The organism is Paenibacillus sp. Marseille-Q4541 (assembly GCF_018310695.1).
In the GTDB taxonomy this organism is placed as follows: domain Bacteria; phylum Bacillota; class Bacilli; order Paenibacillales; family Paenibacillaceae; genus Paenibacillus.
The window spans coordinates 84,339-108,451 of the sequence record NZ_JAGXCY010000005.1 but is presented as its reverse complement, the minus strand read 5'-3'; the positions used below and the strand labels follow the sequence as shown (position 1 = coordinate 108,451).

23 protein-coding genes are annotated in these 24,113 nt (G+C 41.7%); 7 read left to right on the top strand and 16 right to left on the bottom strand.

Going from position 1 to position 24,113, the window contains the following annotated elements; all coding sequences use genetic code 11:
• Positions 1–2 precede the first annotated feature (2 nt).
• From KFT32_RS08400 to KFT32_RS08370, 7 genes are all read right to left on the bottom strand, one after another.
• On the bottom strand, positions 3–1,082 hold the full coding sequence (locus KFT32_RS08400) for an ABC transporter permease (RefSeq protein WP_211746698.1): 1,080 nt from the start codon (positions 1,080–1,082) through the stop codon (positions 3–5).
• On the bottom strand, positions 1,075–2,613 hold the full coding sequence (locus KFT32_RS08395; protein ID WP_211746697.1) for an ABC transporter ATP-binding protein: 1,539 nt from the start codon (positions 2,611–2,613) through the stop codon (positions 1,075–1,077). Before KFT32_RS08395 ends, KFT32_RS08400 begins: the two co-directional genes overlap by 8 nt.
• Before the next feature lie 137 nt (positions 2,614–2,750).
• Positions 2,751–3,782: a BMP family lipoprotein gene (locus KFT32_RS08390; protein WP_211746696.1), complete on the bottom strand. Its 1,032-nt coding sequence runs from the start codon at positions 3,780–3,782 to the stop codon at positions 2,751–2,753.
• 443 nt (positions 3,783–4,225) lie between these two features.
• Positions 4,226–4,585 (bottom strand): 50S ribosomal protein L20, encoded by a 360-nt coding sequence (gene rplT, locus KFT32_RS08385; protein ID WP_211746695.1) that lies wholly within the window; start codon positions 4,583–4,585, stop codon positions 4,226–4,228.
• Positions 4,586–4,660: 75 nt separating this feature from the next.
• Positions 4,661–4,861 (bottom strand): 50S ribosomal protein L35, encoded by a 201-nt coding sequence (gene rpmI / locus KFT32_RS08380; protein ID WP_160032822.1) that lies wholly within the window; start codon positions 4,859–4,861, stop codon positions 4,661–4,663.
• Positions 4,862–4,891: 30 nt separating this feature from the next.
• The gene (gene infC / locus KFT32_RS08375; RefSeq protein ID WP_211746831.1) at positions 4,892–5,386 is read right to left on the bottom strand and encodes a translation initiation factor IF-3; all 495 of its coding nucleotides are present in this window, start codon (positions 5,384–5,386) and stop codon (positions 4,892–4,894) included.
• 264 nt (positions 5,387–5,650) lie between these two features.
• Positions 5,651–6,889 (bottom strand): glycosyltransferase family 2 protein, encoded by a 1,239-nt coding sequence (locus KFT32_RS08370; RefSeq protein ID WP_211746694.1) that lies wholly within the window; start codon positions 6,887–6,889, stop codon positions 5,651–5,653.
• 560 nt (positions 6,890–7,449) lie between these two features.
• On the opposite strand from KFT32_RS08370, the gene KFT32_RS08365 reads away from it, so the two are divergent.
• Together KFT32_RS08365 and KFT32_RS08360 are read left to right on the top strand one after the other, a co-directional pair.
• Entirely contained in the window at positions 7,450–7,977 is a 528-nt protein-coding gene (locus KFT32_RS08365; protein ID WP_211746693.1) for a phosphatase PAP2 family protein, read from the top strand.
• Between the two features lie 55 nt (positions 7,978–8,032).
• The gene (locus tag KFT32_RS08360) at positions 8,033–9,166 is read left to right on the top strand and encodes an MGDG synthase family glycosyltransferase (RefSeq protein WP_349304882.1); all 1,134 of its coding nucleotides are present in this window, start codon (positions 8,033–8,035) and stop codon (positions 9,164–9,166) included.
• Between the two features lie 72 nt (positions 9,167–9,238).
• On the opposite strand, the gene trmB is transcribed toward KFT32_RS08360, so the two are convergent.
• Positions 9,239–9,970, bottom strand: coding sequence for a tRNA (guanosine(46)-N7)-methyltransferase TrmB (gene trmB / locus KFT32_RS08355; protein ID WP_211746691.1), 732 nt, complete (start codon positions 9,968–9,970; stop codon positions 9,239–9,241).
• A gap of 150 nt (positions 9,971–10,120) precedes the next feature.
• Positions 10,121–10,318, bottom strand: a complete 198-nt coding sequence (locus KFT32_RS08350) for a hypothetical protein (protein WP_211746690.1) — start codon at positions 10,316–10,318, stop codon at positions 10,121–10,123.
• A gap of 304 nt (positions 10,319–10,622) precedes the next feature.
• On the opposite strand from KFT32_RS08350, the gene mnmL reads away from it, so the two are divergent.
• From mnmL to KFT32_RS08330, 4 genes are read left to right on the top strand one after another with little or no spacing between them, the layout of a single operon-like run.
• Positions 10,623–11,576 (top strand): tRNA modification radical SAM protein MnmL/YtqA, encoded by a 954-nt coding sequence (gene mnmL / locus KFT32_RS08345; protein WP_211746689.1) that lies wholly within the window; start codon positions 10,623–10,625, stop codon positions 11,574–11,576.
• Between the two features lies 1 nt (position 11,577).
• Positions 11,578–12,162, top strand: a complete 585-nt coding sequence (gene mnmM / locus KFT32_RS08340; protein ID WP_211746688.1) for a tRNA 5-(aminomethyl)-2-thiouridylate-methyltransferase MnmM — start codon at positions 11,578–11,580, stop codon at positions 12,160–12,162.
• 56 nt (positions 12,163–12,218) lie between these two features.
• Positions 12,219–13,199 (top strand): type I phosphomannose isomerase catalytic subunit, encoded by a 981-nt coding sequence (locus KFT32_RS08335; protein ID WP_211746687.1) that lies wholly within the window; start codon positions 12,219–12,221, stop codon positions 13,197–13,199.
• 44 nt (positions 13,200–13,243) lie between these two features.
• Positions 13,244–14,179, top strand: a complete 936-nt coding sequence (locus KFT32_RS08330) for an alpha/beta fold hydrolase (protein WP_211746686.1) — start codon at positions 13,244–13,246, stop codon at positions 14,177–14,179.
• Between the two features lie 77 nt (positions 14,180–14,256).
• On the opposite strand, the gene KFT32_RS08325 is transcribed toward KFT32_RS08330, so the two are convergent.
• The 4 genes from KFT32_RS08325 to KFT32_RS08310 form a co-directional block, all read right to left on the bottom strand.
• On the bottom strand, positions 14,257–14,787 hold the full coding sequence (locus tag KFT32_RS08325; RefSeq protein WP_211746830.1) for a YfiT family bacillithiol transferase: 531 nt from the start codon (positions 14,785–14,787) through the stop codon (positions 14,257–14,259).
• Positions 14,788–14,894: 107 nt separating this feature from the next.
• Positions 14,895–16,154, bottom strand: coding sequence for a 2-oxoglutarate dehydrogenase complex dihydrolipoyllysine-residue succinyltransferase (gene odhB / locus KFT32_RS08320; RefSeq protein ID WP_211746685.1), 1,260 nt, complete (start codon positions 16,152–16,154; stop codon positions 14,895–14,897).
• Positions 16,155–16,160: 6 nt separating this feature from the next.
• Entirely contained in the window at positions 16,161–19,052 is a 2,892-nt protein-coding gene (locus KFT32_RS08315) for a 2-oxoglutarate dehydrogenase E1 component (protein ID WP_211746684.1), read from the bottom strand.
• 581 nt (positions 19,053–19,633) lie between these two features.
• Positions 19,634–21,361 carry an ABC transporter ATP-binding protein gene (locus KFT32_RS08310; RefSeq protein WP_211746683.1) on the bottom strand — a complete coding sequence of 576 codons (1,728 nt, stop codon included), beginning with the start codon at positions 21,359–21,361 and terminating at the stop codon, positions 19,634–19,636.
• A 232-nt stretch (positions 21,362–21,593) separates the two neighbouring features.
• On the opposite strand from KFT32_RS08310, the gene KFT32_RS08305 reads away from it, so the two are divergent.
• Positions 21,594–22,679 carry a Gfo/Idh/MocA family protein gene (locus KFT32_RS08305; protein ID WP_211746682.1) on the top strand — a complete coding sequence of 362 codons (1,086 nt, stop codon included), beginning with the start codon at positions 21,594–21,596 and terminating at the stop codon, positions 22,677–22,679.
• Between the two features lie 117 nt (positions 22,680–22,796).
• Here the strand turns inward: KFT32_RS08305 and KFT32_RS08300 are convergent, their stop codons facing one another.
• Genes KFT32_RS08300 through KFT32_RS08290 form a run of 3 tightly spaced genes read right to left on the bottom strand, consistent with a single transcriptional unit; the run spans position 22,797 to position 24,104 of the window.
• Positions 22,797–23,255 carry a GNAT family N-acetyltransferase gene (locus KFT32_RS08300; RefSeq protein ID WP_211746681.1) on the bottom strand — a complete coding sequence of 153 codons (459 nt, stop codon included), beginning with the start codon at positions 23,253–23,255 and terminating at the stop codon, positions 22,797–22,799.
• A gap of 57 nt (positions 23,256–23,312) precedes the next feature.
• Positions 23,313–23,606 (bottom strand): antibiotic biosynthesis monooxygenase family protein, encoded by a 294-nt coding sequence (locus KFT32_RS08295; protein ID WP_211746680.1) that lies wholly within the window; start codon positions 23,604–23,606, stop codon positions 23,313–23,315.
• A 21-nt stretch (positions 23,607–23,627) separates the two neighbouring features.
• Positions 23,628–24,104, bottom strand: coding sequence for a DinB family protein (locus KFT32_RS08290; RefSeq protein ID WP_211746679.1), 477 nt, complete (start codon positions 24,102–24,104; stop codon positions 23,628–23,630).
• Positions 24,105–24,113 lie beyond the last annotated feature (9 nt).

Here is a 24,113-nt window from a genome sequence, read left to right as displayed (position 1 = left end):
TTTTACAACACCTTCTCTTTCTTGCGCTTGGAGTTAAAGGGCTTAAGTACCCAGCGCACAATCCCTTGTGCAGCAATAAAGAAGATGATCGAACCAATAACGATTCGGATCAGTTCCGGAGGAACGTCAGCCGCAAAGCTCATTCCGGAGGAACCATAGGTTAAGCCACCAAATAAAACGGCACCTAAAACAACACCAAACGGATGATTCATACCGATCAACGCAACTGCAATGCCATCAAATCCGATGCCCGGTGAACCTTGGAAGACCGTTTGATATCCGAATACGCCGAGAACTTGAAATGCTCCACCAAGACCAGCAAGCAAACCGCTGATAAACATGGCTTTTACCACATTACTATTTACTTTCATACCTGCATATTCCGCAGCATGATGGTTGAAACCAACTGCCCGAAGTTCAAAACCTTGCTTCGTTTTCCACATAAAAATATAGAACAGCACAGCTGCAAACAGAGCAATCAATGTTCCCCAGTGTACTCGTGAGTTATTCATGAGCTCGGATAGCCATCCGATCGCAATAGATGCACTAGGCTGAATTTGTTCTGAACGATTCTCACCAGCCATAAGTAAGTATTGTCTCACTACCAGATTCGCCAAATATAAGGCAATCCAGTTCATCATGATACTGGTAATAACTTCATTAACACCGCGTTTAGCTTTGAGATAACCAGCCACTGCAGCCCAAAGTCCACCTGCAACTGCTCCTGCAATCAGTGCAAGAGGAGCATGGATAAGAGCCGGCAAAGTAGTAAATTTAATACCAATAAACGTAGCTGCAGTCATACCTACAATAAACTGACCTTCAGCCCCGATGTTAAACAAACCTGCACGGGATGCAAAAGCAAAAGCAAGACCCGTCATAAGAAGCGGAGTCATCTCACGGATGGCTTCACCTAAATTGTAAGTACTTCCAAACACTTTATCGATAAGTGCGCCATAAGCCGTTATTGGGTTGTAACCACCAATTAACATAACAAGTGCACCCAGGACAAGACCCATTATAATAGCCACTAAAGGGTATATAAACGAGTCTTTAGTAAACCACTTTAGTACGTTATTCACCCGCTGCACCTCTCTTCTTCATGCTGCCTGCCATCATAAGCCCAAGTTCTTGGTCATTAGTTTCTTCTGGCAGTACTTCACCAACAATATTTCCTTCATAGATAACAGCAATCCGGTCAGAGACATTCATAATTTCATCTAACTCAAAAGAAATAAGAAGAACAGCTTTACCCTGATCACGCTGGGCAATAAGTTGTTTCTGTACAAATTCAATTGCACCAACATCCAAACCACGTGTTGGCTGCGCTGCAATAAGTAAATCAGGATTTTTGTTAACTTCTCTCGCAATAATAGCCTTTTGCTGATTACCGCCAGAGAGGGAACGCGATTTTGTCTCAATGCTAGGTGTTCTAACGTCAAAAGCTTCCACTAGTTTCACGGTATGCTTGTCTATTTCTTTGAAATTCAGAAAACCATTTTTGGAAAATGGAGCTTTATAATAGGATTCCAATACCATATTTTCACTGACGGAAAAGTCCAATACCAACCCATGTTTATGACGGTCTTCTGGAATATGGCCTACACCTGACTCAGATACTTTACGCGGAGATTCATTTTTAATCTCTTTACCATTTAACTTGATACTACCAGAATCTACTTTACGCAGACCCGTAATAGCCTCAATCAATTCACTTTGGCCATTACCGTCTACTCCAGCAATACCCACAATTTCGCCAGCTCGCACTTGTAGATTCAATTGATTAAGGACCGATATGTGATCTTTGTTTTTAGAAGTTAGATCACTAATTTCAAGAACAATCTCTTTAGGTTCAGCTTCTTTCTTATCAACCTTGAAAGTCACTTCACGTCCAACCATTTTGGCGGCAAGATCATTTGGAGAGGTTTCAGAAGTTTTCACCGAATCAATTACTTTACCACGGCGAATAATAGTAACCGTATCTGATATTTCCATAATTTCTTTCAATTTATGAGTAATCAGAATAATCGATTTTCCTTCAGCAACCAGTTTCTTCATGATGATGAGCAGTTCAGAAATTTCCTGAGGAGTCAGTACCGCTGTAGGCTCGTCAAAAATCAAAATTTCTGCACCACGATAAAGTGTTTTAAGAATCTCTACGCGTTGCTGCATTCCTACGGAGATATCTTCAATTTTTGCATTCGGATTTACTTGTAGACCATACATCTCAGATAACCGTTTAACCTCAGCTACTGCCTTTTTATAGTTAATACCAAGCCCTTTTTTCGGTTCGGAGCCCAGTATAATATTCTCAGCTACAGTAAAAGGTTGCACCAGCTTGAAATGCTGATGGACCATCCCAATTCCAAGTTCAATCGCTTTATTTGGACTATCAATCAATACAGGCTTGCCATTCACTTCAATGCTGCCTTCGTCAGGCTGATACAATCCGAATACAATATTCATTAACGTTGATTTGCCGGCACCATTCTCACCTAGCAGCGCATGGATTTCACCCTTGTGCAGCTGTAAGCTAATGGAGTCGTTGGCTACAATGCCTGGGAAGCGTTTAGTAATTTGCTTTAACTCTACGACAGGAGTTGCTGCACCCATGAGATCACCCTTATATAGAAATTTATTAGTAATGGTCCTAGACGTGACAACAAGGCTAGTTCTAATAACCAGCCTTGTCGTTACGCTTATTTACATAGCATCCATATTTTCACAAGGAAAACAGAATACATGAACAACTATTCTTTAGGAACTACAATTTCACCGCTGATGATTTTTTCTTTGTACTCATCAACGAGTTTCAGCACATCTTCAGGAACGTTAGCTGAAGATGTTTCAGCCACGCCTACACCGTTATCAGCAAGGTCAAGCTCTTCAACTCCACCTTTGAATGTACCGTTTACTACTTCAAGGGAAACTTTTTTAACCGCTTCGTCTACTTTTTTAATCATGGAAGTCAGTGTAATTTCGTCACCAAATTCGATAGATTGGTCTTTATCTACACCAATTACCCAAACATCTTGTCCTGATTTTTTACGGGAAAGACCTTCGTTAAATACGCCTGTTCCAGTTGCACCAGCTGCATGGAAAATAATATCTACGCCATCGTTATAAAGGGTAGCTGCTGCTGTTTTACCTTGGTCGGGCTTATCGAAGTTACCTGTGTAAGTTGGAACGAATTTAGCTTCAGGATTGACAGCTTTCACGCCTTCTCTGAATCCAACTTCGAATCTTTTAATAAGTGGGCTATCCATTCCACCTACGAATCCAACTTTGTTTGTTTTAGTCATTTTACCAGCAATAACACCTACGAGGTAAGAACCCTGTTCTTCTGCAAAAGTAACAGACTTCACGTTAGGCGCATCAACAACACTATCAATAATTGCCAAATGTGCATCTGGATTTTGTTCCGCTACTTTTTTCATGTCTTCTGCCAATTGGAAACCAATTCCCCAAGTCAGATCATACTTGTTTTGTACGAACTCGTTCAGGTTTGTGCTATATTCGCTGTCCGATTTACTTTGCAAATATTTAACTTCTGCACCTGATTCAGTTTTAACAGCTTCCAAAGCTTCCCAAGCAGATTGGTTAAAGGATTTATCATTTACGCCACCAACATCAGTAACCATACCGATTTTCGCCGATGTTTTTGCTGCTCCTTCGTTTCCACCGCTACCTTGCGAATTGGAATTGTTGTCATTACCGCAACCGGCAAGTACAACGGATGCTGCAAGGATCATGCTCAGAGACAAACTCAATACTTTCTTCATCTTGGAATTGTTCCCCCTTAAAATATTGCCTTCTTGATCTTTCACTTCTTTCACTGCTTGTCTCACATCAAAAGCCGTCGAAACATCGCCAGTTTAAGCGAATTGTGAAATTCAATAGGACTGTCCTACTAGGAGTGATTATACAATCATCCCCTTTTAAAATCCAGCAATTTCATCACTTAATTTAAAGATTTTAAGAAAAAAAAGGAATGTAAACGTTTTTACTTTCGTAATTTAACACGTTAACGTAAGATATATGTTACTTTTCTTACCATATAAGTAACTTTTACAACCTGATTCTTCATGTATTATTTGTACTATTCAAATGACTATGTAAAGAGATTCTTGCTAGTGTTAAGACAGAAGACCTAGTTCATGTATGCAATTAACCAGGTTCTTTCCATAAAAAAGCCGCCGAATCCGGCGGCAATCTGTTATTAAACTTATGCGTTCACTTTTTCTTTAGCTACAACAGCCAAAGAGTTGAATGCAGTAATATCATTTACTGCAAGATCAGCGAGCATTTTACGGTTCATGTCTACTCCAGCGAGTTTCAAACCGTGCATGAATTTGCTGTAAGACAAACCGTTCATGCGAGCTGCTGCGTTGATACGAACGATCCACAATTTACGGAAGTTACGTTTTGTTGTACGACGGTCACGGTATGCGTATACCATCGATTTCATAACTTGTTCGTTAGCTGTTTTAAAAATACGGTGTTTAGAACCGAAATAACCCTTAGCAAGTTTCAATACTTTTTTATGACGACGACGAACAACGAATCCGCCCTTTACTCTTGCCATATTAAAAGACCTCCCAGAAAATATAAGTGTGTAGTAGTTGAGTTGCTGCTTCGATGCAGCAAATCGGAATCATGACTATTTCAGGTTAGCCAAACCTTGTTTCAAACGTTTAACATCTCCAGGCGCCATAACAGGGCTGCCAGCTAGAACGCGTTTTGTGCGTTTGGATTTGTGGGAAAGCAAATGATTTCTGTATGCTTTATAACGTTTCACTTTACCAGTACCAGTAATTTTGAAACGACCCTTCAGACTGCTGTGAGTTTTCATTTTAGGCATTTTGTATTTCCTCCTCCAAGTTTAACTGGCTCAGGCTTTCGGAGCCAAAATCATAATCATGCTTCGACCTTCCAGTTTAGGTTGGCGCTCGATGCTGCTAATTTCAGCAACCTCTACTTTAACGCGTTCCAAAATCTTTTGGCCAATATCCGCATGGGCGATTTCACGTCCGCGGAAGCGGACGGAGCACTTCACTTTGTCGCCGTCCTTCAAGAACTTAACTACATTGCGAAGTTTTGTTTGGTAGTCGTGTTCCTCAATGTTAGAGCGGAACCACACTTCCTTGATGTCCACAATCTTTTGATTCTTGCGTGCTTCTTTTTCTTTCTTTTGTTGCTCATAGCGGAACTTACCGTAGTCCATAATGCGACATACCGGCGGTTTTGCCTGCGGTGCTACATTCACCAAGTCTAAGTTGAGATCTGCAGCCATCTGCAATGCCTCGCGAATTGGCGTAATACCAATTTGCTCTCCTTCAGCTCCAACCAAGCGAACTTCCTTCGCGCGAATTTCATCATTAATCATGTGTTCTTTACTAATAACTGTCCACCTCCATGTCGTAATCGATACCATACGAAAAATAAAGGGATGCCGGTAGGCTACCGACATCCCTGAACAATCAACAATTCTTCATGAAAAATCAAGTTCATAAATCATTGGGATCGTACCAGTCAGCTCCATGCCGAACAGGTGAGAAGTCGTACCTTCTGCTTATGATTCCGTCAAAACAATCACTTGATTACTATAACACAATGCATTTACATGGTCAAGCATAAATCTAATTATATTTTAACCTTGTTTACTTTGCATCTCTTCCAAGCGGACAACACGAGTGTGCTGAGTATGGCTCCATTGTTTATTGTTCTGAGTAAAGAACGCGTAGAGCGTTATTGGATACCAAGATAACAGGTAAATCGGGAACAAGATAAGTGATGTATATACCTTCTTCACCTTTACCTTCTCCAGTGCAAGAGACAACAAGAATGTCACGACGTTTGCAAGGATAGCCAAGAATCCTAGCCATATCGGCAAGTACCCATAGATGTTCGTAATGTTCGGACCTTTAAACAGCGTAATATCTACCAAGCTGATTGCTGTCATGATAAAAGTCAGCAATACTACATAAACGTTCGCGCTATAGATAGCTAGGTCAAATTTGACAAGGCTGCCTTGTTTGATACTTTTCCAAATAAGCGGGAAGAAATATCTTCTTGCAACCGTAAAGTGACCTTGCATCCAACGAAGACGTTGTCTAGCAGATGCTTTAAATGTGAGTGGCTTCTCATCAAATACCTTTGCATCGTAGTTGAAGACTGGATATACATCGCGTTCAACAGCACGCATTGTAAATTCAAGATCTTCTACAAGGGATGTTGCTCCCCAGCCCATATCTTTAAGCAACTTGCTTTCAAAACACATTCCCGTACCACCTAGAAAGTTAGCCATATTCAGGTTGTGACGAGACAACTGCCACAGACGGTTAATGTACCAATAAGAAATACCGTAAGCAGCTGTGATCCATGAATCTTCTGGATTCTTTGTATCGATATATCCTTGAATTACGCGAGCACCGCGGTTCAAGTCATCATTCATTTCCTTCAAGAAGTTAGTAGCTGCAAGGTTGTCAGCGTCAAACATAACAATGGCATCATACTGTCTAGGCATGCTCCAAAGTTCCTTCAGCATCCATTCAATCGCATACCCTTTACCACGTTGATCTGGATTCACTCTGACACACGCATTCATTCCATGCGCTCTAACAATTTCAGCGGTATTGTCCGTACAGTTGTCACAGATAACAAAGACATCGTACAACTCTTTCGGATAATCCAACTTTTTCATATTCTCAAGCAAAGCTCCAATAACTTGTGCCTCGTTGTGAGCAGCAACTAAAACAGCAAATGACTTGTTCGGCGGAAACTGTTGTTTCTTTTTCTTTTTAATCAAACCGAACAGAGAAAAACTAAACTGATACACAGCAAGAAACGCCAAGATGACTTGGAACGTTACAAATATCGTATTAAACATTTGTTCTCTGCTACCCCCTCTTTAATGTGAGCATCTCTTTTTTTACGCACATTCTTTTTTTTGCAGTACATGACCCTTTTTGTTTCATTTTTTATATCTTCACCACTATTCTTGACTGCCTACTCGATTTTGTATGCTTTCTGATGTTTTGTCAAAATCCCCAAATGACAGCATGATGTCAATTAAGCGTTCTTTTGGGCTAATTTCGCTACAAGAACTACATCAAGCCTTCATTCATAGCAGTTAGGTCTTATTTTCATCCGTTTACACGTTTTTTATTTGATCCGTTCACACTCCATTTTTATTTATTTCTAAATGTAGGAATATGATCTAAATCTTAAACGCAAAAAGTAGAAAGAATGTTTAAACAAAACTCTAACTTTTTTAAACAAGAAGTGGTCTCTTGAATCATTTTATATTTTTTTCTCAAGCAAAGTCAAAAGTACTGTTTTTTTGTAAGGTATACATGGGTTATTATTGAAAAGGATATCATTAAAAAATATGATAAACTAAAAAGTGAATACTCATTGTGGACGCAATTGATGCAGGGGGATGCTATTATGAGCCGTTTTTTCGTAAGACTACAAGCATTTGAACAGAAAATTTTTATGTGGATTAACGGACGTCTTCATAACCGTTTTCTGAATTTTCGGCTATACTACTTAACTCATATGGGCGGGGCGACTTTTACAATAGCAGTTTCTCTTCTCATTGCATTGTTTGCACCAGAACCATGGAAGCAAGCTGGTTATATGGCTTGTGCAGCCTTAGCGATTAGCCATATTCCGGTTGCTGCGGCAAAGAAACTTTATCCAAGAATTAGACCTTATCTTGCAATGCCAGGTACGAATACTTTTCGCAATCCTTTGTCAGATCATTCTTTTCCGTCGGGTCATACTACCGCAATCTTTTCAGTCACTGTACCTTTTATGATGATAGCGCCTGGTTTGACAATCGCTTTGCTGCCTATCGCGAGTATTGTCGGATTTTCAAGAATTTATCTCGGGTTACATTATCCTTCTGACGTTCTAGCCGGAGCAGTCATTGGAACTTCAGTTGCATTCGGGACGGTTGCATTTTGGCCATAATGTTTAGTATCTTTGAATGACAGAAAACAAAGAGCAAGGAACAGGTGAGCTGAGAGTGACCAAAAAAAGAGTGTTGTTATTATCTGAAGGTTTCGGAGCAGGACATACTCAAGCAGCATACGCGCTCTCGAGCAGTTTAAGAAAACTCTCATCTGATGTGCAGACGAAAGTGCTTGAATTAGGGAGCTTTCTCAACCCACATGTTGCGCCCTTCATTATAAATGCTTACAAAAGTACAATTACTAAACAACCCAAGCTTGTTGCACTTATGTATCGAAAACAGTATAAAAAACCTATTAATCGATTCGCAACGCTCGCACTGCATCGGCTGTTTTACACGCACACGAGAAGCATTGTAAGGCAGCTTAAACCTGATATCATTGTCTGTACTCACCCGATCCCTAGTGCAGTTATAGCTCGTCTGAAAAGGCTCGGAGTAGAGGTGCCGCTGTGCACCGTCATCACGGACTATGATGTTCATGGTACCTGGATCAGTCCAGAAGTCGATCGGTATCTTGTTTCTACCTCAGAAGTAAAACTTAAGCTTATAGATCGTGGTGTCCCAATGGATAAAATTCAGGTGACCGGTATACCCGTTCACCCTAATTTTTGGGAGCATCCAAGTCGTGATGACATCCGCATCAAATTTAAGCTTAAAAATATGCCTACTGTACTTGTGATGGATGGCGGCTGGGGGCTCATGACCGATGAAATTGTGAATGAGTACCTTGCTAAGTGGCAGCAAGATATTCAATTAATCTATGTACTCGGGAATAATGACAAAGCTCGGTCAAGCATGGAACAAAATCCACTCTATCAGAAGCCCAATATCCATATCATGGGTTTTACAAGAGAGATAGACAAGCTGATGGAAGTATCCGACGTACTTGTAACGAAGCCTGGAGGAATGACTTGTTCCGAAGGACTCGCAAAAGGAATTCCAATGTTATTTCATAATCCCCTGCCTGGTCAGGAAGAAGAAAATTGTCTATATTTCACGGACCAAGGTCTGGGAGAACCGATAACAACTTTAGAAGTTGTCGAAAAATGGATGACTCGTCTTCTCAGCGAATACGAAACCATTGTCGAAAAAAGAGAGCGCCACGTGCTGGAAATTGAAAAATTCCATCCCATGCAGAGTGCAAAGAGCATTATAGAAATGGTAGAAACAAGAAAGGTGCCTTCATGAAGGCACCTTTTATTTGTTTACTTTTTAAATTATGAAGACAAGCCAATAAATATTCCGAAGAATTAACAAAAGTTATTTGCTTGCATTTTCAGTTAAACGATACTTTTTTAAACGAGTTTCATTGTATTGTGCCAATGCTTCCTCACCAATAATAACCTCTACGCGGTGAATATTCATTCCTTTACCCATAAACTTCTGCTCATACTCTGTCATCACATGTTCTTCATTGATCTCATCACGGTGCAAATTGAGGGAAACATTGGTCATCTGAAGACCATAATCCGCAAAAGAATTCAGTGAAAACTCAAAAAGAGTTTCGGAATCTGTTTTGAAATGGATTTGACCGAGACTATTCAATACTTCTTTATACTTGTCCAGAAAACGCGGATGGGTAAGTCGTCTTCTCGCGTGTTTTGATTTTGGCCATGGATCACTGAAATTCAAATAGATCCGCTCGACTTCGCCTTTCTCAAAAACATCAAGGATATCTTCAATATTTGCCAGTGCCAATTTCAGGTTAGGAGGAGTTTCTACACCTTCCGGTTCCCAAACCAGTCTTGCCTTGTCACTTGCACGACGAACGAGCTCATCATACATATCGATTCCAATGTAATTGACATCCTTATTACGATAGCTCATCTGACTGATGAACTGGCCTTTCCCCATACCAAACTCTACGTGGATTGGCCGGTCATTACCGAATAACTCGGACCATTTTCCTTTATAATCAGCAGGATTCAGAATAACAAGGTCCTGTTGCTCCTCTAAACTTTCACGAATCCCTTTTCTGCCCCTTAAACGCATGTCTCTCCTCCGTTATATAAAAAAATTCATCGGCATTAATTGTGCCTAAATATCACTAAAAAGTAAAGATAAAAGAAAAAGGAATCACACGCTGTACCCAAATGGCACGGAGTATGATCCCTTTTTCATATATTTGGAATTGGGGTCCAACTACTTTAACAGTTCATAGTCTACCTTATCTTGGGTAGAAAAATCAAACGTCTTTTCGAAGGCTTTACGTATTTTTTTCTTAGCTACGGCTTCCACTTGAGGATTGCCATTAAATTTAACTCCAGTAAGTGCTAGTGCCTCATCCGCTGTTAGCTCAACCGTGACTTTGTTTTGTCCTGCTTTGTTTATTGAATTCATGTTAATCACCTCATTATTAGTATGGCCGAGACGAACAAAAAGTATGAATTCTAGCGAATAGTAAGCAACAATTTCAAGGTCCTGACCTTAGTTATAATATAACACTACTGTGTAAGGTTTTCAATAGGTAAGCGCTTTATTTTTAAAATTTGTCTGTGAATTTTATCCTTTTAAATAGAGAGAATTCCCTTTTTACAAAGCTTTTTGTTACAATAGGAAAAGTTATGATTGAGCTGAATCTGTACCTAAAAATCACGTAAATTTTCATATACAGCAGAAAAAAGTTAATAAAGGAGTCACCTTAATGAACTTACCAATAGCACCCTCACCACTGGAGTGGGGAGACAAACGATTCCATACTTGGAACTATGAGATGCGGGAGCAATTTGACAATAAAGTATTTAAAGTCATGCTTGATGCTGGTTTTACTTGTCCAAACCGTGATGGTTCAATTGCAAAAGGCGGATGTACTTTTTGCAGTGCAAGAGGTTCCGGCGACTTTGCTGGATCGAGAAGAAACGATTTGGTTACCCAATTTGATACCATTCGTGATCGCCAGCATCAAAAGTGGCCGAATGCTAAATACATTGGATATTTTCAGGCCTACACCAATACTTATGCTCCCGTAGAACAGCTTCGTGAGTATTATGAAGTCATCTTACAACAGCCTGGCGTGGTTGGCTTATCCATTGCAACGCGCCCGGATTGCTTACCTGATGACGTCGTAGAATATCTTGCTGAGCTCAATGAACGCACCTACCTCTGGATAGAGATGGGGCTTCAGACAATTCACGAATCTACATCTCAGCTCATTAATCGGGCGCATGATACGAAATGTTATGAAGACGCAGTAGCAAAACTCAGAAAACACAATATTCGGGTATGCACGCATATCATTCATGGACTTCCACAAGAGACACATGAAATGATGCTAGATACAACTCGTGCCGTAGCAAACATGGATGTCCAAGGGATAAAAATTCACCTCCTTCATTTGATGCGTAAGACACCGATGGTCAAACAATATGAAGCAGGTCTACTTCGTTTCCTTGAACAAGACGAATATGTAAAGCTCATTGTTGATTCACTTGAAATTTTGCCACCAGAAATGATAGTCCACCGACTGACTGGAGATGCTCCAAGAGATCTTTTGATCGGTCCTATGTGGTCCCAAAAAAAATGGGAAGTATTAAATGGTATTGACGCAGAGCTAAAAGCTCGTAATACTTGGCAAGGGAAATACTGGAGGAATTCTTAATATGGGCTTCCTTTCTGTTCTAAGTTGTGCACATAATTGGACAGCGGACAGGCTGCGCTATGGGGACACAGCTATTGATGCGACGGTCGGTACAGGAGCAGATACTTTATTCCTGGCACGTACCGTTGGGGCAAAGGGTCATATTTATGGATTCGATATCCAGGAGCAAGCCCTGAAGCTCGCTGACAGCAGATTTGCGGGGGTTGCCGATCAAGCAACACTTGCACCAGTCACTTTGTTACAAAAAAGCCATGGGGATATGAAATCTTATATCCCCTCTCACTTACATGGGCACATAGGAGCCGTCATGTTCAATCTCGGATATTTGCCGGTGGATCAAGCTGATCCTTCTGTTATTACGCTTACAGATACCACGATTACGGCTCTGGAAGCATCCCTTGATTTACTTAGACCAAAAGGAATTTTGACCGTTGTCTTATATCCTGGTCATAAAGGTGGAGACGAAGAAGCTCATGCTGTCAGTGAATGGGCAAGCAAACTTCCAGTTAAGATTGGACAAGCAGTTACATACAGGCAGTTACAGCGTGCTACTTCCCCCTATCTCATTGCAATTGAGAAGAAATAACAAAATTTAAGTGGGTAACAAAGCGACTAATATCATATCTTAAGGAGAGAATAATCATGCAAAAACCTTATCCGTTGCAATTTCAGCCCGAATTTAAAGAAAGAGTATGGGGCGGTCGTGCTTTAGAACAATTTGGCCTTGCGATTCCTGAAGGACATATTGGTGAAGGATGGATGATAGCTGACCATCCGAATGGGACAACGAAAGTGCTTAACGGAGATTTAGCTGGCTCTGGTCTTGACGAAATAAGAGAAACCTATGGTCGAAATTGGCTTGGAACGAAAGGCGTATCAGAACAAGGCGGCCGATTCCCCCTGCTGATCAAGCTGCTGGACTGTAATGATGATCTATCCATCCAGGTTCATCCAACCGATGATTATGCTGGTCTTCCAAAAGGAGAACTTGGCAAAACGGAAATGTGGTATGTCCTTGATGCAAAACCGGATGCTAAGATTATTTACGGATTAAAGGAAAATGTAACTCATGATGAGCTCCGTGATGCACTGGAAAATGGTACCGTTATGGATACACTACAAGAAGTGTCCGTTGAGGCTGGTGATTCCTTTTTTATCCCGGCGGGTACCGTTCATGCATTATGTGCAGGTGTCGTAGTTGCTGAAATCCAACAAAACTCGGATACAACTTACCGGATTTTTGATTATAATCGTCCTGGTCTAGATGGCAAACCTCGTGAACTTCATGTTGAAGATTCACTTAACGTAACCGTGTTCAAGAATACGGGTGCTACTTCTATGAAGACAAATCAGGCGGTTCCAGGTGAATGGCTGACCCTTGCTTCTTGCCCTTATTTTGTCGTTGAAAAAGGAATCGTGTCGGGTTCTTGGAACCTCACTACAAGCGAAGATAGCTTTACAATCCTCGTTATTTGTGAAGGATCCGGTCAATTAATCTGGGGCGAAAATGGAGATAATTCTAGCCTTGATTTGGAAGCAGGTCAATGTTACCTACTCCCTTCTAACCTTGGAAGTTACAAACTTGAAGGTAATACAACCGTATTGCGGTCTTATCTTCCCTAATATATAAATCCTATTTTCATTCACCTTGGAAGGAGAAATGGGTCATGCAGGAATACACTTTTCAAATGCTGGATAGTGACGAAGTCAATATCTTTGTCTACCGCTGGACTCCAGAAGATGAAGTGCCAGTTAAGGGGATTGTACAGATTGCGCATGGAATGTCTGAGACAGCAAAGCGTTATGAAGAGCTGGCCGATTGCTTGACCAAACACGGGTTCATCATTTACGCCAATGATCATCGCGGACACGGAAAAACCGCCATAGATCAAGGGATGTTAGGAGATGGTGGACCCGATGCCTTCAAGTGGATGACCAAAGATATGGGTGAACTGGGTGAGCTCATACAAAAAGAACATCCCGGATTGCCCGTCTTCTTACTAGGACATAGTATGGGGTCATTTCTCACACAAAAATTGATGTATGAAGGACCTCATATTTATGAGGGTTATATTTTATCCGGTACGAATGGAAAAAGAGGGCTTTTAGGTTTTGGTCAGCGTATCGCTCTCCTTCAAAGCGTTATGCAAGGTCAGGAACATCGCAGTCTACTTCTGAATGCAGTTGTATTTGGTGGATTTAACCGATCTTTCCGCCCTGCTGTCACTCCGTTTGACTGGTTATCAAACGACGTACATGAAGTAAAGAAGTTTATAGATGATCCGCTATGCGGCTCGCTATGTACTGCTCGTTTCTATCGAGGATTTTTCGAACTGCTCATGGAAATTCATCTTCCTCATCATTTGGCTAACATCCCTAAAGATAAACCCGTATATATCTTTTCCGGTGGGAAGGATCCCGTTGGCATGAATGGCAAAGGAGTCCTTAATCTGGTGGAAATGTATAAGAACCTTGAGATAAAGGATTTGGAGTACCGAATTTACCCCGAAGGACGACACGAGATGCTTCACGAAATCAATCGTAAAGAAGTAGAAGAGCATGTTGCGGATTGGCTTCTTCGTCATATGCCTACCTCTGAATAATTCAAGAAAAAGCCTTGCTGGCCATTGAACTCATCATTCAAATCGCCAAACAAGGCTTTTTCTTATTTCCACATGTTCTACATCTGCCAATTCATTCGTTCCCTCAAAGACGTAATATGGGAAGTATGGTGAAGACTGTGCCAGGAATAAAGGCGAACACATTCTCCTAGTGTTAAGGTCTTCTGTGAACCAGGATGATAGAATGTCCGATTAAAATCTTCAGGCATTAACGAATTCAACAAAATGATCCATCGTGTATGAAGCCCTTCAATAATGTTTAAAGAAGAATCAATGGGTTCACTTTTAGCATCAGGTAGTTCTGCCCACAATGTTTCCTCATAAGGTCGTATTGTTGGATTGTTTTCCGTCAAAGCAAGTTTAAACCTTATGAAACAGTTCATATGGCTGTCTGCGACATGATGAACGACTTGCCTTACGTTCCACCCATCTGGACGGTAAGGGGTGTTTAATTGCTCCTCAGACAAATTATTCACAGCCTCTTTGAGCTTCTGAGGAAGCAAGTTTATATTTTGAATCCACTCTTTAAGATTAGCATCATTAACAGGATCTAGTTTTTCCTGTCCAATCGGGTATCTTAAATCCTCAATTGTCATCATTAAGTTTCTCCTCCTCGGTCGAATAATAAAAAAAGAAGGACACGACTTTGCAAGTGATATGCACGCCTGTCCTTCTTTTTATTCTATATTTATTAGAATTATCCTTCGAGCAACAGTGATTCAGGATCTTCTAACAGCTCTTTCACTGCTACAAGGAAGCGCACCGCTTCGCTACCATCAATAATTCGGTGATCATAAGAAAGCGCAATGTACATCATTGGACGATTCTCCATACGCTCATCATCAATAGCTACAGGACGTACTTGAATCTTATGCATGCCCAGGATACCGACTTGAGGAGCGTTTAGAATTGGTGTAGACAGGAGAGATCCAAATACGCCACCATTGGTAATCGTAAATGTTCCTCCTTGCAACTCGTTCAGCGACAATGTGTTCGTGCGAGCTTTAGAAGCTAGTTCCCCGATGTTACGCTCAATTTCAGCAAAGCTTAAACGATCCGCATCGCGAACGACAGGGACAACAAGTCCTTCTTTCGCAGATACCGCAATACCGATGTCGTAGAATTTCTTAAGAATGATATCATCGCCATCAATTTCCGCGTTGACGGTTGGATACTGCTTAAGAGCACCAACAACAGCTTTTGTAAAGAAAGACATGAATCCGAGACCTACATCATGCTTTTCTTTAAATTTGTCTTTACGACGTTTGCGGACATCCAGTATAGCAGTCATGTCTACTTCATTAAATGTAGTCAGCATCGCAGCCGTTTGCTGTGCTTCTACAAGTCTCTTCGCAATGGTCGCACGACGGCGAGACATTTTTTGACGATCTACTGGTTTACTAAAGCTTGCTTGTTCTTTTGGAGCTGCTGGAGCACTAGCTGGTTTACTAGGAGCTGCTGCAGGAGCTGCTGGCACCGAACCGTGAGATTTCACATCGTCTTGGTAAATGCGTCCGATAGGATCGCGACCCTGTACCTGATCAAGATCAATACCGCGTTCACGAGCGAGTTTGCGTGCAGATGGCGAAGCTTTCGGGCTTCCATTCTCTCCGCCAACATCCTTTTGCTCACTTTTCACAGGAGCTTGTGTTGGCGCTGGAGCTGCTGGAGCCGGAGCTTCGGGAGCTGGTGCTGAAGTTGCCGCTGATTCTTTAGCACCTGCACCCGCTTCAAGCAACGCAATTGCTTCCCCAATTTGCACCGTATCTCCTTCCTGATGCAAGATACTGGTGATCACACCACTCTCTTCTGCACTAATTTCGATGTTTACCTTATCTGTTTCAACTTCTAGAAGTACATCCCCTTGACTTACAGAATCTCCTTCTTTAACGACCCATCTGGATATTGTCCCTTCCGTGATGGATTCTCCCATAGCCGGTACTTTAATTTCGCTCACAGCAAGCTACCTCCCCAGTGGAATGTTTTTCTTCGAATTTTGTTTTAATACTTTAGCCAAAATTTGCTGTTGTTCTTGTATATGGACATGCTGGAATCCCGTTGCCGGGCTTGAACGCTCAACACGTCCTGCATATTCTACCTTGGTGCCTTCTGGAGCAAGAGCACGCAGTCTAGGTTCCATATAAGTCCAAGCTCCCATATTTTTAGGCTCTTCCTGAGTCCATACTAATTGTTTCAGGTTGCGGAATCTAGCTAGAATACGTTTAATTTCCTGTTCAGGGAAAGGATATAATTGTTCTACTCGGATAATGTGGAGCCAAGACCAGTCTTGTTCCTTATCCTTCTCAATGGCTTCTTCCAGGTCAATAGCAATCTTACCACTACATAAGAGGACACGCTCAACACGGTCTGATTGAACGCCTAGGTTAGGCTGTTCCATTACAGTCTGGAAGCTACCTTGGCTAAGCAGACTCGCTGGTGATGCCACTCTAGGATTACGGATAAGACTCTTTGGCGACATTAACACAAGCGGTCTAGCATCATCCGTTTCTGTTAATGCAGCCTGCCGACGTAGCAGATGGAAATATTGCGCACTACTTGAAAGATTCGCAACAATCCAGTTATCATCCGCGCACATTTGCAGGAAACGTTCCAGTCTTGCACTCGTATGCTCAGGTCCTTGCCCTTCACTAGCATGAGGGAGCAACATCACCAGGCTTGAATTCTGGGACCATTTCGAACGGCCAGAAGATACAAACTGATCAAAGATAACTTGAGCACAGTTAGCAAAATCACCGAATTGTGCCTCCCAGATTACCAATGTCTCTGGTGAATACACATTATAACCATACTCAAAACCAACAACAGATTCTTCTGACAAAGGACTGTTATGAAGAGCAAAGGAAGCTTTGGCTTGCGGCAGACGATGAAGCAAATTGTACTCTTCACCCGTCTCTGCATCATGAAGCACAAGATTACGATGTGCAAAGGTTGCACGCTGTGCATCTTGACCCGTCATCCGAATTGGCTTACCGTCGGTAAGAATGGATGCAAATGCAAGTGTTTCAGCCAAACTCCAATCTACTTTTTCTCCTTCGTCCAGTGCATTCAGACGACGTTGCAAAATTCTTTGCAATTTCGGATATACTTTGAAGCCTTCCGGCCATTTTAATAGTTCCGCATTTATTTCACGAAGTTTCTCTATAGGTACCGCAGTCGTAGTGCTCGTCATTCTTTCTGGTTTATCCAGCTGTTTGCTACCAGCATCAACTTTGTCATGAACTTCTTCATGACTTACGTTCCCTTGCTTCACTTCTTCGTATGCCTGTTTCAGGACATTCTGAGCTTCAGCACGATACCGTGCCAGAAGATCTGATGCAAGTCCTTTCTTAACAAGACGCTCCGAATAGATTTCCGTTACAAGAGCGTGCTTTTTAACTTTTGCATAGACAACAGGTTGTGTCGTTTCCGGATCATCTGTCTCGTTGTGACCGTAACGACGGTAACCAATCAGATCTACTAAAAAGTCTTTCTTAAAACGATTGCGGTATTCCGATGCTAGTTTCATTGCAGCAATACATGCTTCCGGTTCATCCGCATTGACATGTACAATCGGAATTTCATATCCTTTAGCTAGATCGCTAGAATAAAGCGTGGATCGCGAATCATCGCTGTCCGTCGTGAATCCGACGCGGTTATTTACGATAACATGAAGAGTTCCACCATTCTGGTATCCCTTCAGTGCTTTGAAATTCAAAGTCTCAGCCACGATACCTTCACCAGGGAATGCAGCGTCACCATGCATCAAAATCGTAGCAGCTTTGGATACATCCTGTTTAGGATAACCAGACTCACGACGATCTTCCTGAGCAGCACGAGCAAAACCTTGAACAACCGGGTTTACATACTCTAAATGACTCGGGTTATTTGCCATCGTGATTTTGGCTTGAACAGTCTCGCCATTTTTGACATAACGAGTAGCTCCTAAATGATATTTCACATCTCCAGTCCAACCGTAGTTAACACCTGAAGATGATTCTGAAGGGACAAGATCCTTGTTCACTGCGTGATGGAATTTGGAAAAGATTTTACCATAAGGTTTCCCAAGAACATGTGCAAGTACATTCAGACGCCCCCGATGTGCCATACCCATTAAAATATGGCTTGAACCAGCATCAGTCATCGTTTCAATGAAGGAATCCAGCATCGGAACAAGCATGTCATTCCCTTCAATAGAGAACCACTTCTGACCTACAAAAGTCTTGTGCAAAAATTGTTCAAACTGTTCCACTTGCACCAAACGTTTCAATAGCGCTTTTCGTTCTTCTTCTGTTAGCTCTGCCTGTACTTTTCCAGACTCAATATATTCATTAAGCCACTTACGTTCTTCTTCATCCTGAATATGAGAAAATTCAAAGGCAATCGGACCTGTATATAATTCATTCAGACGCGCAATAGCGTCCAAAGCTGTTTTTGTGGTCGCATCTGCATTCTCCCAAATAATAGAAGCAGGCAATGATCGTAAATCTTGTTCGCTGAGTCCAAGTTGCTCAGGAGAAAGAAGATTTGTATTTACTTCCTCACTTATGCCAAGAGGATCAATATCCGCTTTTAAGTGACCAAATCTGCGAATATTTTGAACGAGCTTCCCCGCTGTAACCGCTTTCTGTAAAAGATGAATGTCTGCTACTCCGGAAGCAATTGTACTCCCAGACTCTTTAGAACTTGTTAGCTCTTCTACAGGAGGTGGGCCCCACTGCTGAAAAAGCGTGCGGTACTCAGCATCGACTGAATCCGGATTTACTGTATAAAGTTCGTACTGTTCTTGAACATAACCCATGTTAGGTCCGTAATAAGCTTTCCAAGGGCTTTGCATACTGCCATCTTCGTTAGCCATGAAATGTTCCCTCCGTCAATTATTTTGGATTGTTCCAGGACGGAATACCATATGAAATACACTCAATTAAAACGTATTATAAATAGTTAATATTAAATGAATATGAATCAGCCTAAATAAAATAAGAGAATCTTGACATGTAAATCGATGTTTTCTTCATCTTCGCATGCCTACTCAATAATGAATCGCTCTTCGGTCATTCTCATCTTATTTTACATTGCTACAAAGTCATGAATTACGGGCTCTCGCAATACAAACTCAGCGAGTTTCTTATTTTCATAAAGCAGATGTAATCTGGATGTTCATGTTCGCCCCAGGCGGTCACCTCATTTAATTTCTCGGCCTATCCAAAATGGATGGTTTTATTTTCTAATCTTATTCTATAAACATTTGCAGCGAAGAGCATTTCCAATTTTAAAGGTAATCGATGCATTTTTTAGATGAATCTAAATTAGATACATAAGCACCAAATATAAATACTACCAAAATACGCGTCAGAAAACAAAAAATAAAGCCTCTTATTATTGAAGAGGCTTTATTTATCCTTTGTATTAATCCACTTTTCACGATTTCAATGTAATTTATACTTGCAGCTGTTGACCAAATTGAGCCGTGTAGAGTCTACTGTATGCACCATTCCTATGAAGAAGTTCTTCATGTGATCCCTGCTCTTCAATTCCATTGGCCGTTACAACGACAATTCGGTCTGCGTTCTTGATCGTCGCAAGACGGTGAGCAATGACAAGCGTAGTTCTTCCTTCGGAAAGTTCTGTTAATGATTCTTGTATAGCAGCCTCTGTTTCTGTATCGAGTGCCGAAGTAGCCTCATCCAGAATAAGAATTTTCGGGTTCTTCAAAAACATACGAGCAATAGCCAGTCGCTGCTTCTGCCCCCCCGACAATTTCACTCCTCGCTCGCCAATTACCGTATCCAGCCCTTCCGGCATTCGATGAATCGTATCTGCCAGCTCTGCATGTTGAGCTGCTCTCCAGATTTCGTTATCATCGGCATCAAGATTACCGTATGCAATATTTTCCCTAATCGTCCCCGAGAAAAGGAAGACATCCTGCTGCACGATACCAATTTGCTTACGGAGGGAAGCTAGCGTCATACGAGTCGTATCCATTCCATCGATAGAGATTGATCCATGTGTTGCCTCATAGAATCTTGGAAGCAAACTGCATATCGTCGTTTTGCCCGCACCTGAGGGTCCTACAAAGGCAACCGTCTCTCCCGCACGAATCTTAAGATTGATCCCAGATAGAACTTGGGATTGTTCATCATAGGCAAAGGATACGTTTTTGTACTCAATATCTCCATGAAATTCAGGAGCTTTTACCGCGTCTTCACGATCCTTAACATCCGGTTCCGTATCCATCAGTTCCAGATATCTCTGGAAACCGGCAATCCCCTTAGGATAACTCTCGATGATGGCATTAATTTTATCGATAGGGCGAAAGAATACATTGGTTAACAACAAGAAGGCAATAAATTGACCTGAAGTAAGTTCTCCTTGCATAATAAACCAGGCACCGCAGATCAGAACAAACAGATTAATGCTACGAGTCAGCATGTAGCTGATCGTAATATTCTGAGCCATGATTTTGTAGCTAAACAATTTGGTAAGTCGGAACTCACCGTTGTCTTTCGAAAAACGTTCCTTCTCAAACCCTTCGTTGGCAAATGCTTGAACCACGCGAATACCACCAACCGTATTCTCAACTCGGGAGTTGAAGGTAGCAATATTGCCGTACATTTTGTGAAATGCCTTGGTCATTTTTGTATTGAAATATAGTGCCAGCCAAATGACGACAGGAACAATAATGAAGGTCATCACCGCTAGCTTCCAGTTAATATTCAGCATCAAAACGAAAGCCCCAATTAATGTCATCACCGCGATAAATAAATCTTCAGGGCCGTGGTGGGCCATCTCCCCGATCTCCATTAGATCATTCGTAATTCGGGACATCAAATTACCTGTCTTATTGTTATCAAAGAAACGAAATGACAGCTTTTGAATATGATCAAACATCCGGCTGCGCATATCCGTCTCAATGTTTATACCGAGCATATGTCCCCAGTACGTTACTACAAAATGAAGAAAAGCAGTAATGATATAGATGGTCAGGAGCCCTGTACAAGCGTATAAAATAGTTTCAAAGTCACCGCTCGGCAGTAGTTTATCTACAACGTAGTTTACTGCGAGCGGAAAACCTAGCTCCATTAAGCCTGCAATGACAGCACATACGAAATCAAGAATAAACAGTGGTTTGTATGGCTTGTAGTACGAAAAGAATCGGCGAAGCATGTAATCACTCATTCCCTTATTTTATGTATAAATTTTACTATAATCGCACTTATTTCAATCTGTAAAGGCTTTTAAGCCGGAACTGTATTGACTTTTTCCGTTTTCGTCGCAAACGTAATGAAGTTAAGTTGAATCTAAACTGGGAAACCTTAGTTTCATTCTCCCTCAATGTGGTAACCATAAAGCAAGACATAAATTCATTCAATCGTCTCAATCAAAGGAGGAATGATGCTTGGAACGCACAATAAAAATCGGAATCATCGGAAGCGGCGGTATTGCAAGAGCTCATGCGGAGGCATACAAACAACTTGATTATGTCGAAGTTGTAGCTGTCGCGGACATTATCCCTGGAAAGGCATCCTTATTCATAAATCAGACCAATCTTCCCATGGCTAAAGCTTATGATGATCATCTCCACCTGCTCGAACTGGATCTGGATGGGGTCAGTATCTGTACACCTAACTTCTCACATCACAGTATTACTATCGATTCTCTTAATGCAGGTAAACATGTCTTGGTGGAAAAACCGATGTCAGTTACCCTTGATCAAGGGATTGAAATGGTGGAAACCGCAAAACGGACTGGGAAGATGCTTTCTGTCGGATTTCAACCACGGTATGATCCAAACATGCAGGCAATTCGTAGTCTGATACAGGACGGTCAGCTTGGAAAAGTATATTTTGCTGAAGCAGGTGGTGGCCGCAGACGCGGTATGCCAGGAGGTACTTTTATAAGAAAAGATCTCGCGGGTGCAGGAGCTATGGCGGATATTGGCTGCTATTCTCTTGATATGGTCCTTCATGCACTAGGATATCCGAAGCCGCTTACGGTGTCAGCCTATACCTCCAATTATTTCGGTACCAATCCGAAGTATCATCCTGAAGCGAATATGTTTAACGTAGAAGATTTTGGAGCAGCTATGGTACGGCTGGAGGGCGATATCTTGCTCAGCTACAAAATCTCCTGGGCTATGCATATGGATACACTTGGACCCACCATGTTCCTAGGCACTGATGCGGGACTTAAAGTCACTCCTGCTGGAAGCGGACCGTGGAGCGGCGGATGGGAGGGCAGAGTAGGCAGTATGACCCTATACCATGATATTGCCGGTCATCATACAGAAAGCCCACTTCCGATCCAGCACCACCAGATCAATCTGTTCCATGCCAAAATTTTTGATTATGCAAGAGCGATTCAGGAACGTTTACCAGCGCCCATTCCGGGTGAACAAATTTTATACAACCAGGCTATTATTGACGGGGTCCTTCGTTCCTCGGCAGCCAAGCAAGAAGTCACTATTGAAATACCTGATGTTTAAGTGTAAATAAAAAGCCATCTTGTCCTATTTGGATAAGATGGCTTTTTTCATATCTGATCATCCCGTTGTTTCAATTGTCTAACACCAATAATAATTAATATAGAAATAAATATAACGCTACACCTCCTTGGACAGACGAAGCATATCCACGCAAGGTATACCATTCTCCACAATCGGCTCGCTATAATGTCTTACAAAAAAATCACGGTCAATTCCGGTAATTCGAAATCCTTCCCGCTGATAAAATCCCAGTTGATCCAGACTGGAATTGCCTGTGCCAATTTCAACTGTTTTAGCTCCTTGATCCTTCGCTTGCTGAACTGCATATCTAAGTAACGCTTTCCCGAGCCCCTTGCCCTGCCATTGTTCTTCTACTGCAAGATTTACAATTTCATAGGTTTCTGGCCTTGTATGAAGCAAGACCACGATCCCCCTAGGCTCATCCTGGACAAGTGCTACACTAACCTGTCCACGATCTATATATTCATCTACCACAGCTTTAGACGGGTCAGCAAGAAGTAGGATCTCATAAGGTACAGCCTCTTCCTTCAGCAGCGGACGGATGATGAACTCCATATCTGTTCCCCCTTGGTGCAATAAGATTAAATGAAATTTTGATCATTCTGTTATCGTTTACAAATGAACTTGCTCGAAATGCTCTACTTTTGGAAAAGGATCATAGTAGTGATGAAGTAATTGTTTCCATTCCAGGTAACCTTCCGAACCTCTGAACCCTATTGTATGATCCTCGAGCGTTTCCCAGCGGACTAGCAGCAAATACTGATGATCGGTCTCCATACACTTATATAGTTCATGACTAATATACCCACGCATATTTGAAATAATGGACGATGCCTTTGCAAAATCCAGTTCAAATGCTGATTCATTCCCCTTGGTAATATGCAGCATAGCACTTTCTAGAATCATTTCTCATCGTTCCTTGTATGTTTAATTAGTGAAAGCTTCGAGCTGCTTCATATGATGGCGGTCATGCCATATAAAATCTTCAACATAACTTTGTATCGTAAAAGGCTCACCATCAAGCCCTCTATATTCTTTTGTCCAGTCCTCGCAAGGTAACTCATGTAGAGCTCGAATAATCTGCTCCCGGTAATGAAGCGTTTCTTGCACAAGCTCCTCTATACTGATCGTATGTGCATATTCGCGAGCAGCCTCATTAAATATATCAAAATCCAGATGTTGGATTTGGAGCTGTTTCTCTTCCCCCGAAGCAATCAAAGAGATGGCACCTTCCCAAAAATATCGATCCCAACGCATCATATGGCTTACCAGTTCACGAACAGTCCATTTCCCCACTGCCAGCGGCGTGTCCCAAGGCGTATCCTTTTCCATACTCCATTTACGGAACCAGTCATGCCATTCATGAAAGGACCCAATCAAGGAATTCTTTTGTACCGTATTCACTCTTTCTCA

Excerpts from the sequence above, each read along its gene's own strand:
- KFT32_RS08365 (WP_211746693.1), top strand. The coding sequence starts at position 7,450 with ATGAGCCGTTTTTTCGTAAGACTACAAGCATTTGAACAGAAAATTTTT.
- mnmM (WP_211746688.1), top strand. The coding sequence starts at position 11,578 with ATGGGCTTCCTTTCTGTTCTAAGTTGTGCACATAATTGGACAGCGGAC.
- KFT32_RS08350 (WP_211746690.1), bottom strand. The coding sequence starts at position 10,318 with ATGAATTCAATAAACAAAGCAGGACAAAACAAAGTCACGGTTGAGCTA.
- KFT32_RS08300 (WP_211746681.1), bottom strand. The coding sequence starts at position 23,255 with ATGGAGTTCATCATCCGTCCGCTGCTGAAGGAAGAGGCTGTACCTTAT.
- mnmL (WP_211746689.1), top strand. The coding sequence starts at position 10,623 with ATGAACTTACCAATAGCACCCTCACCACTGGAGTGGGGAGACAAACGA.
- KFT32_RS08330 (WP_211746686.1), top strand. The coding sequence starts at position 13,244 with ATGCAGGAATACACTTTTCAAATGCTGGATAGTGACGAAGTCAATATC.
- KFT32_RS08390 (WP_211746696.1), bottom strand. The coding sequence starts at position 3,782 with ATGAAGAAAGTATTGAGTTTGTCTCTGAGCATGATCCTTGCAGCATCC.
- KFT32_RS08295 (WP_211746680.1), bottom strand. The coding sequence starts at position 23,606 with ATGATTCTAGAAAGTGCTATGCTGCATATTACCAAGGGGAATGAATCA.
- infC (WP_211746831.1), bottom strand. The coding sequence starts at position 5,386 with ATGATTAATGATGAAATTCGCGCGAAGGAAGTTCGCTTGGTTGGAGCT.
- KFT32_RS08310 (WP_211746683.1), bottom strand. The coding sequence starts at position 21,361 with ATGCTTCGCCGATTCTTTTCGTACTACAAGCCATACAAACCACTGTTT.
- KFT32_RS08395 (WP_211746697.1), bottom strand. The coding sequence starts at position 2,613 with ATGGGTGCAGCAACTCCTGTCGTAGAGTTAAAGCAAATTACTAAACGC.
- trmB (WP_211746691.1), bottom strand. The coding sequence starts at position 9,970 with ATGCGTTTAAGGGGCAGAAAAGGGATTCGTGAAAGTTTAGAGGAGCAA.
- rpmI (WP_160032822.1), bottom strand. The coding sequence starts at position 4,861 with ATGCCTAAAATGAAAACTCACAGCAGTCTGAAGGGTCGTTTCAAAATT.
- KFT32_RS08315 (WP_211746684.1), bottom strand. The coding sequence starts at position 19,052 with ATGGCTAACGAAGATGGCAGTATGCAAAGCCCTTGGAAAGCTTATTAC.
- rplT (WP_211746695.1), bottom strand. The coding sequence starts at position 4,585 with ATGGCAAGAGTAAAGGGCGGATTCGTTGTTCGTCGTCGTCATAAAAAA.
- KFT32_RS08335 (WP_211746687.1), top strand. The coding sequence starts at position 12,219 with ATGCAAAAACCTTATCCGTTGCAATTTCAGCCCGAATTTAAAGAAAGA.
- KFT32_RS08370 (WP_211746694.1), bottom strand. The coding sequence starts at position 6,889 with ATGTTTAATACGATATTTGTAACGTTCCAAGTCATCTTGGCGTTTCTT.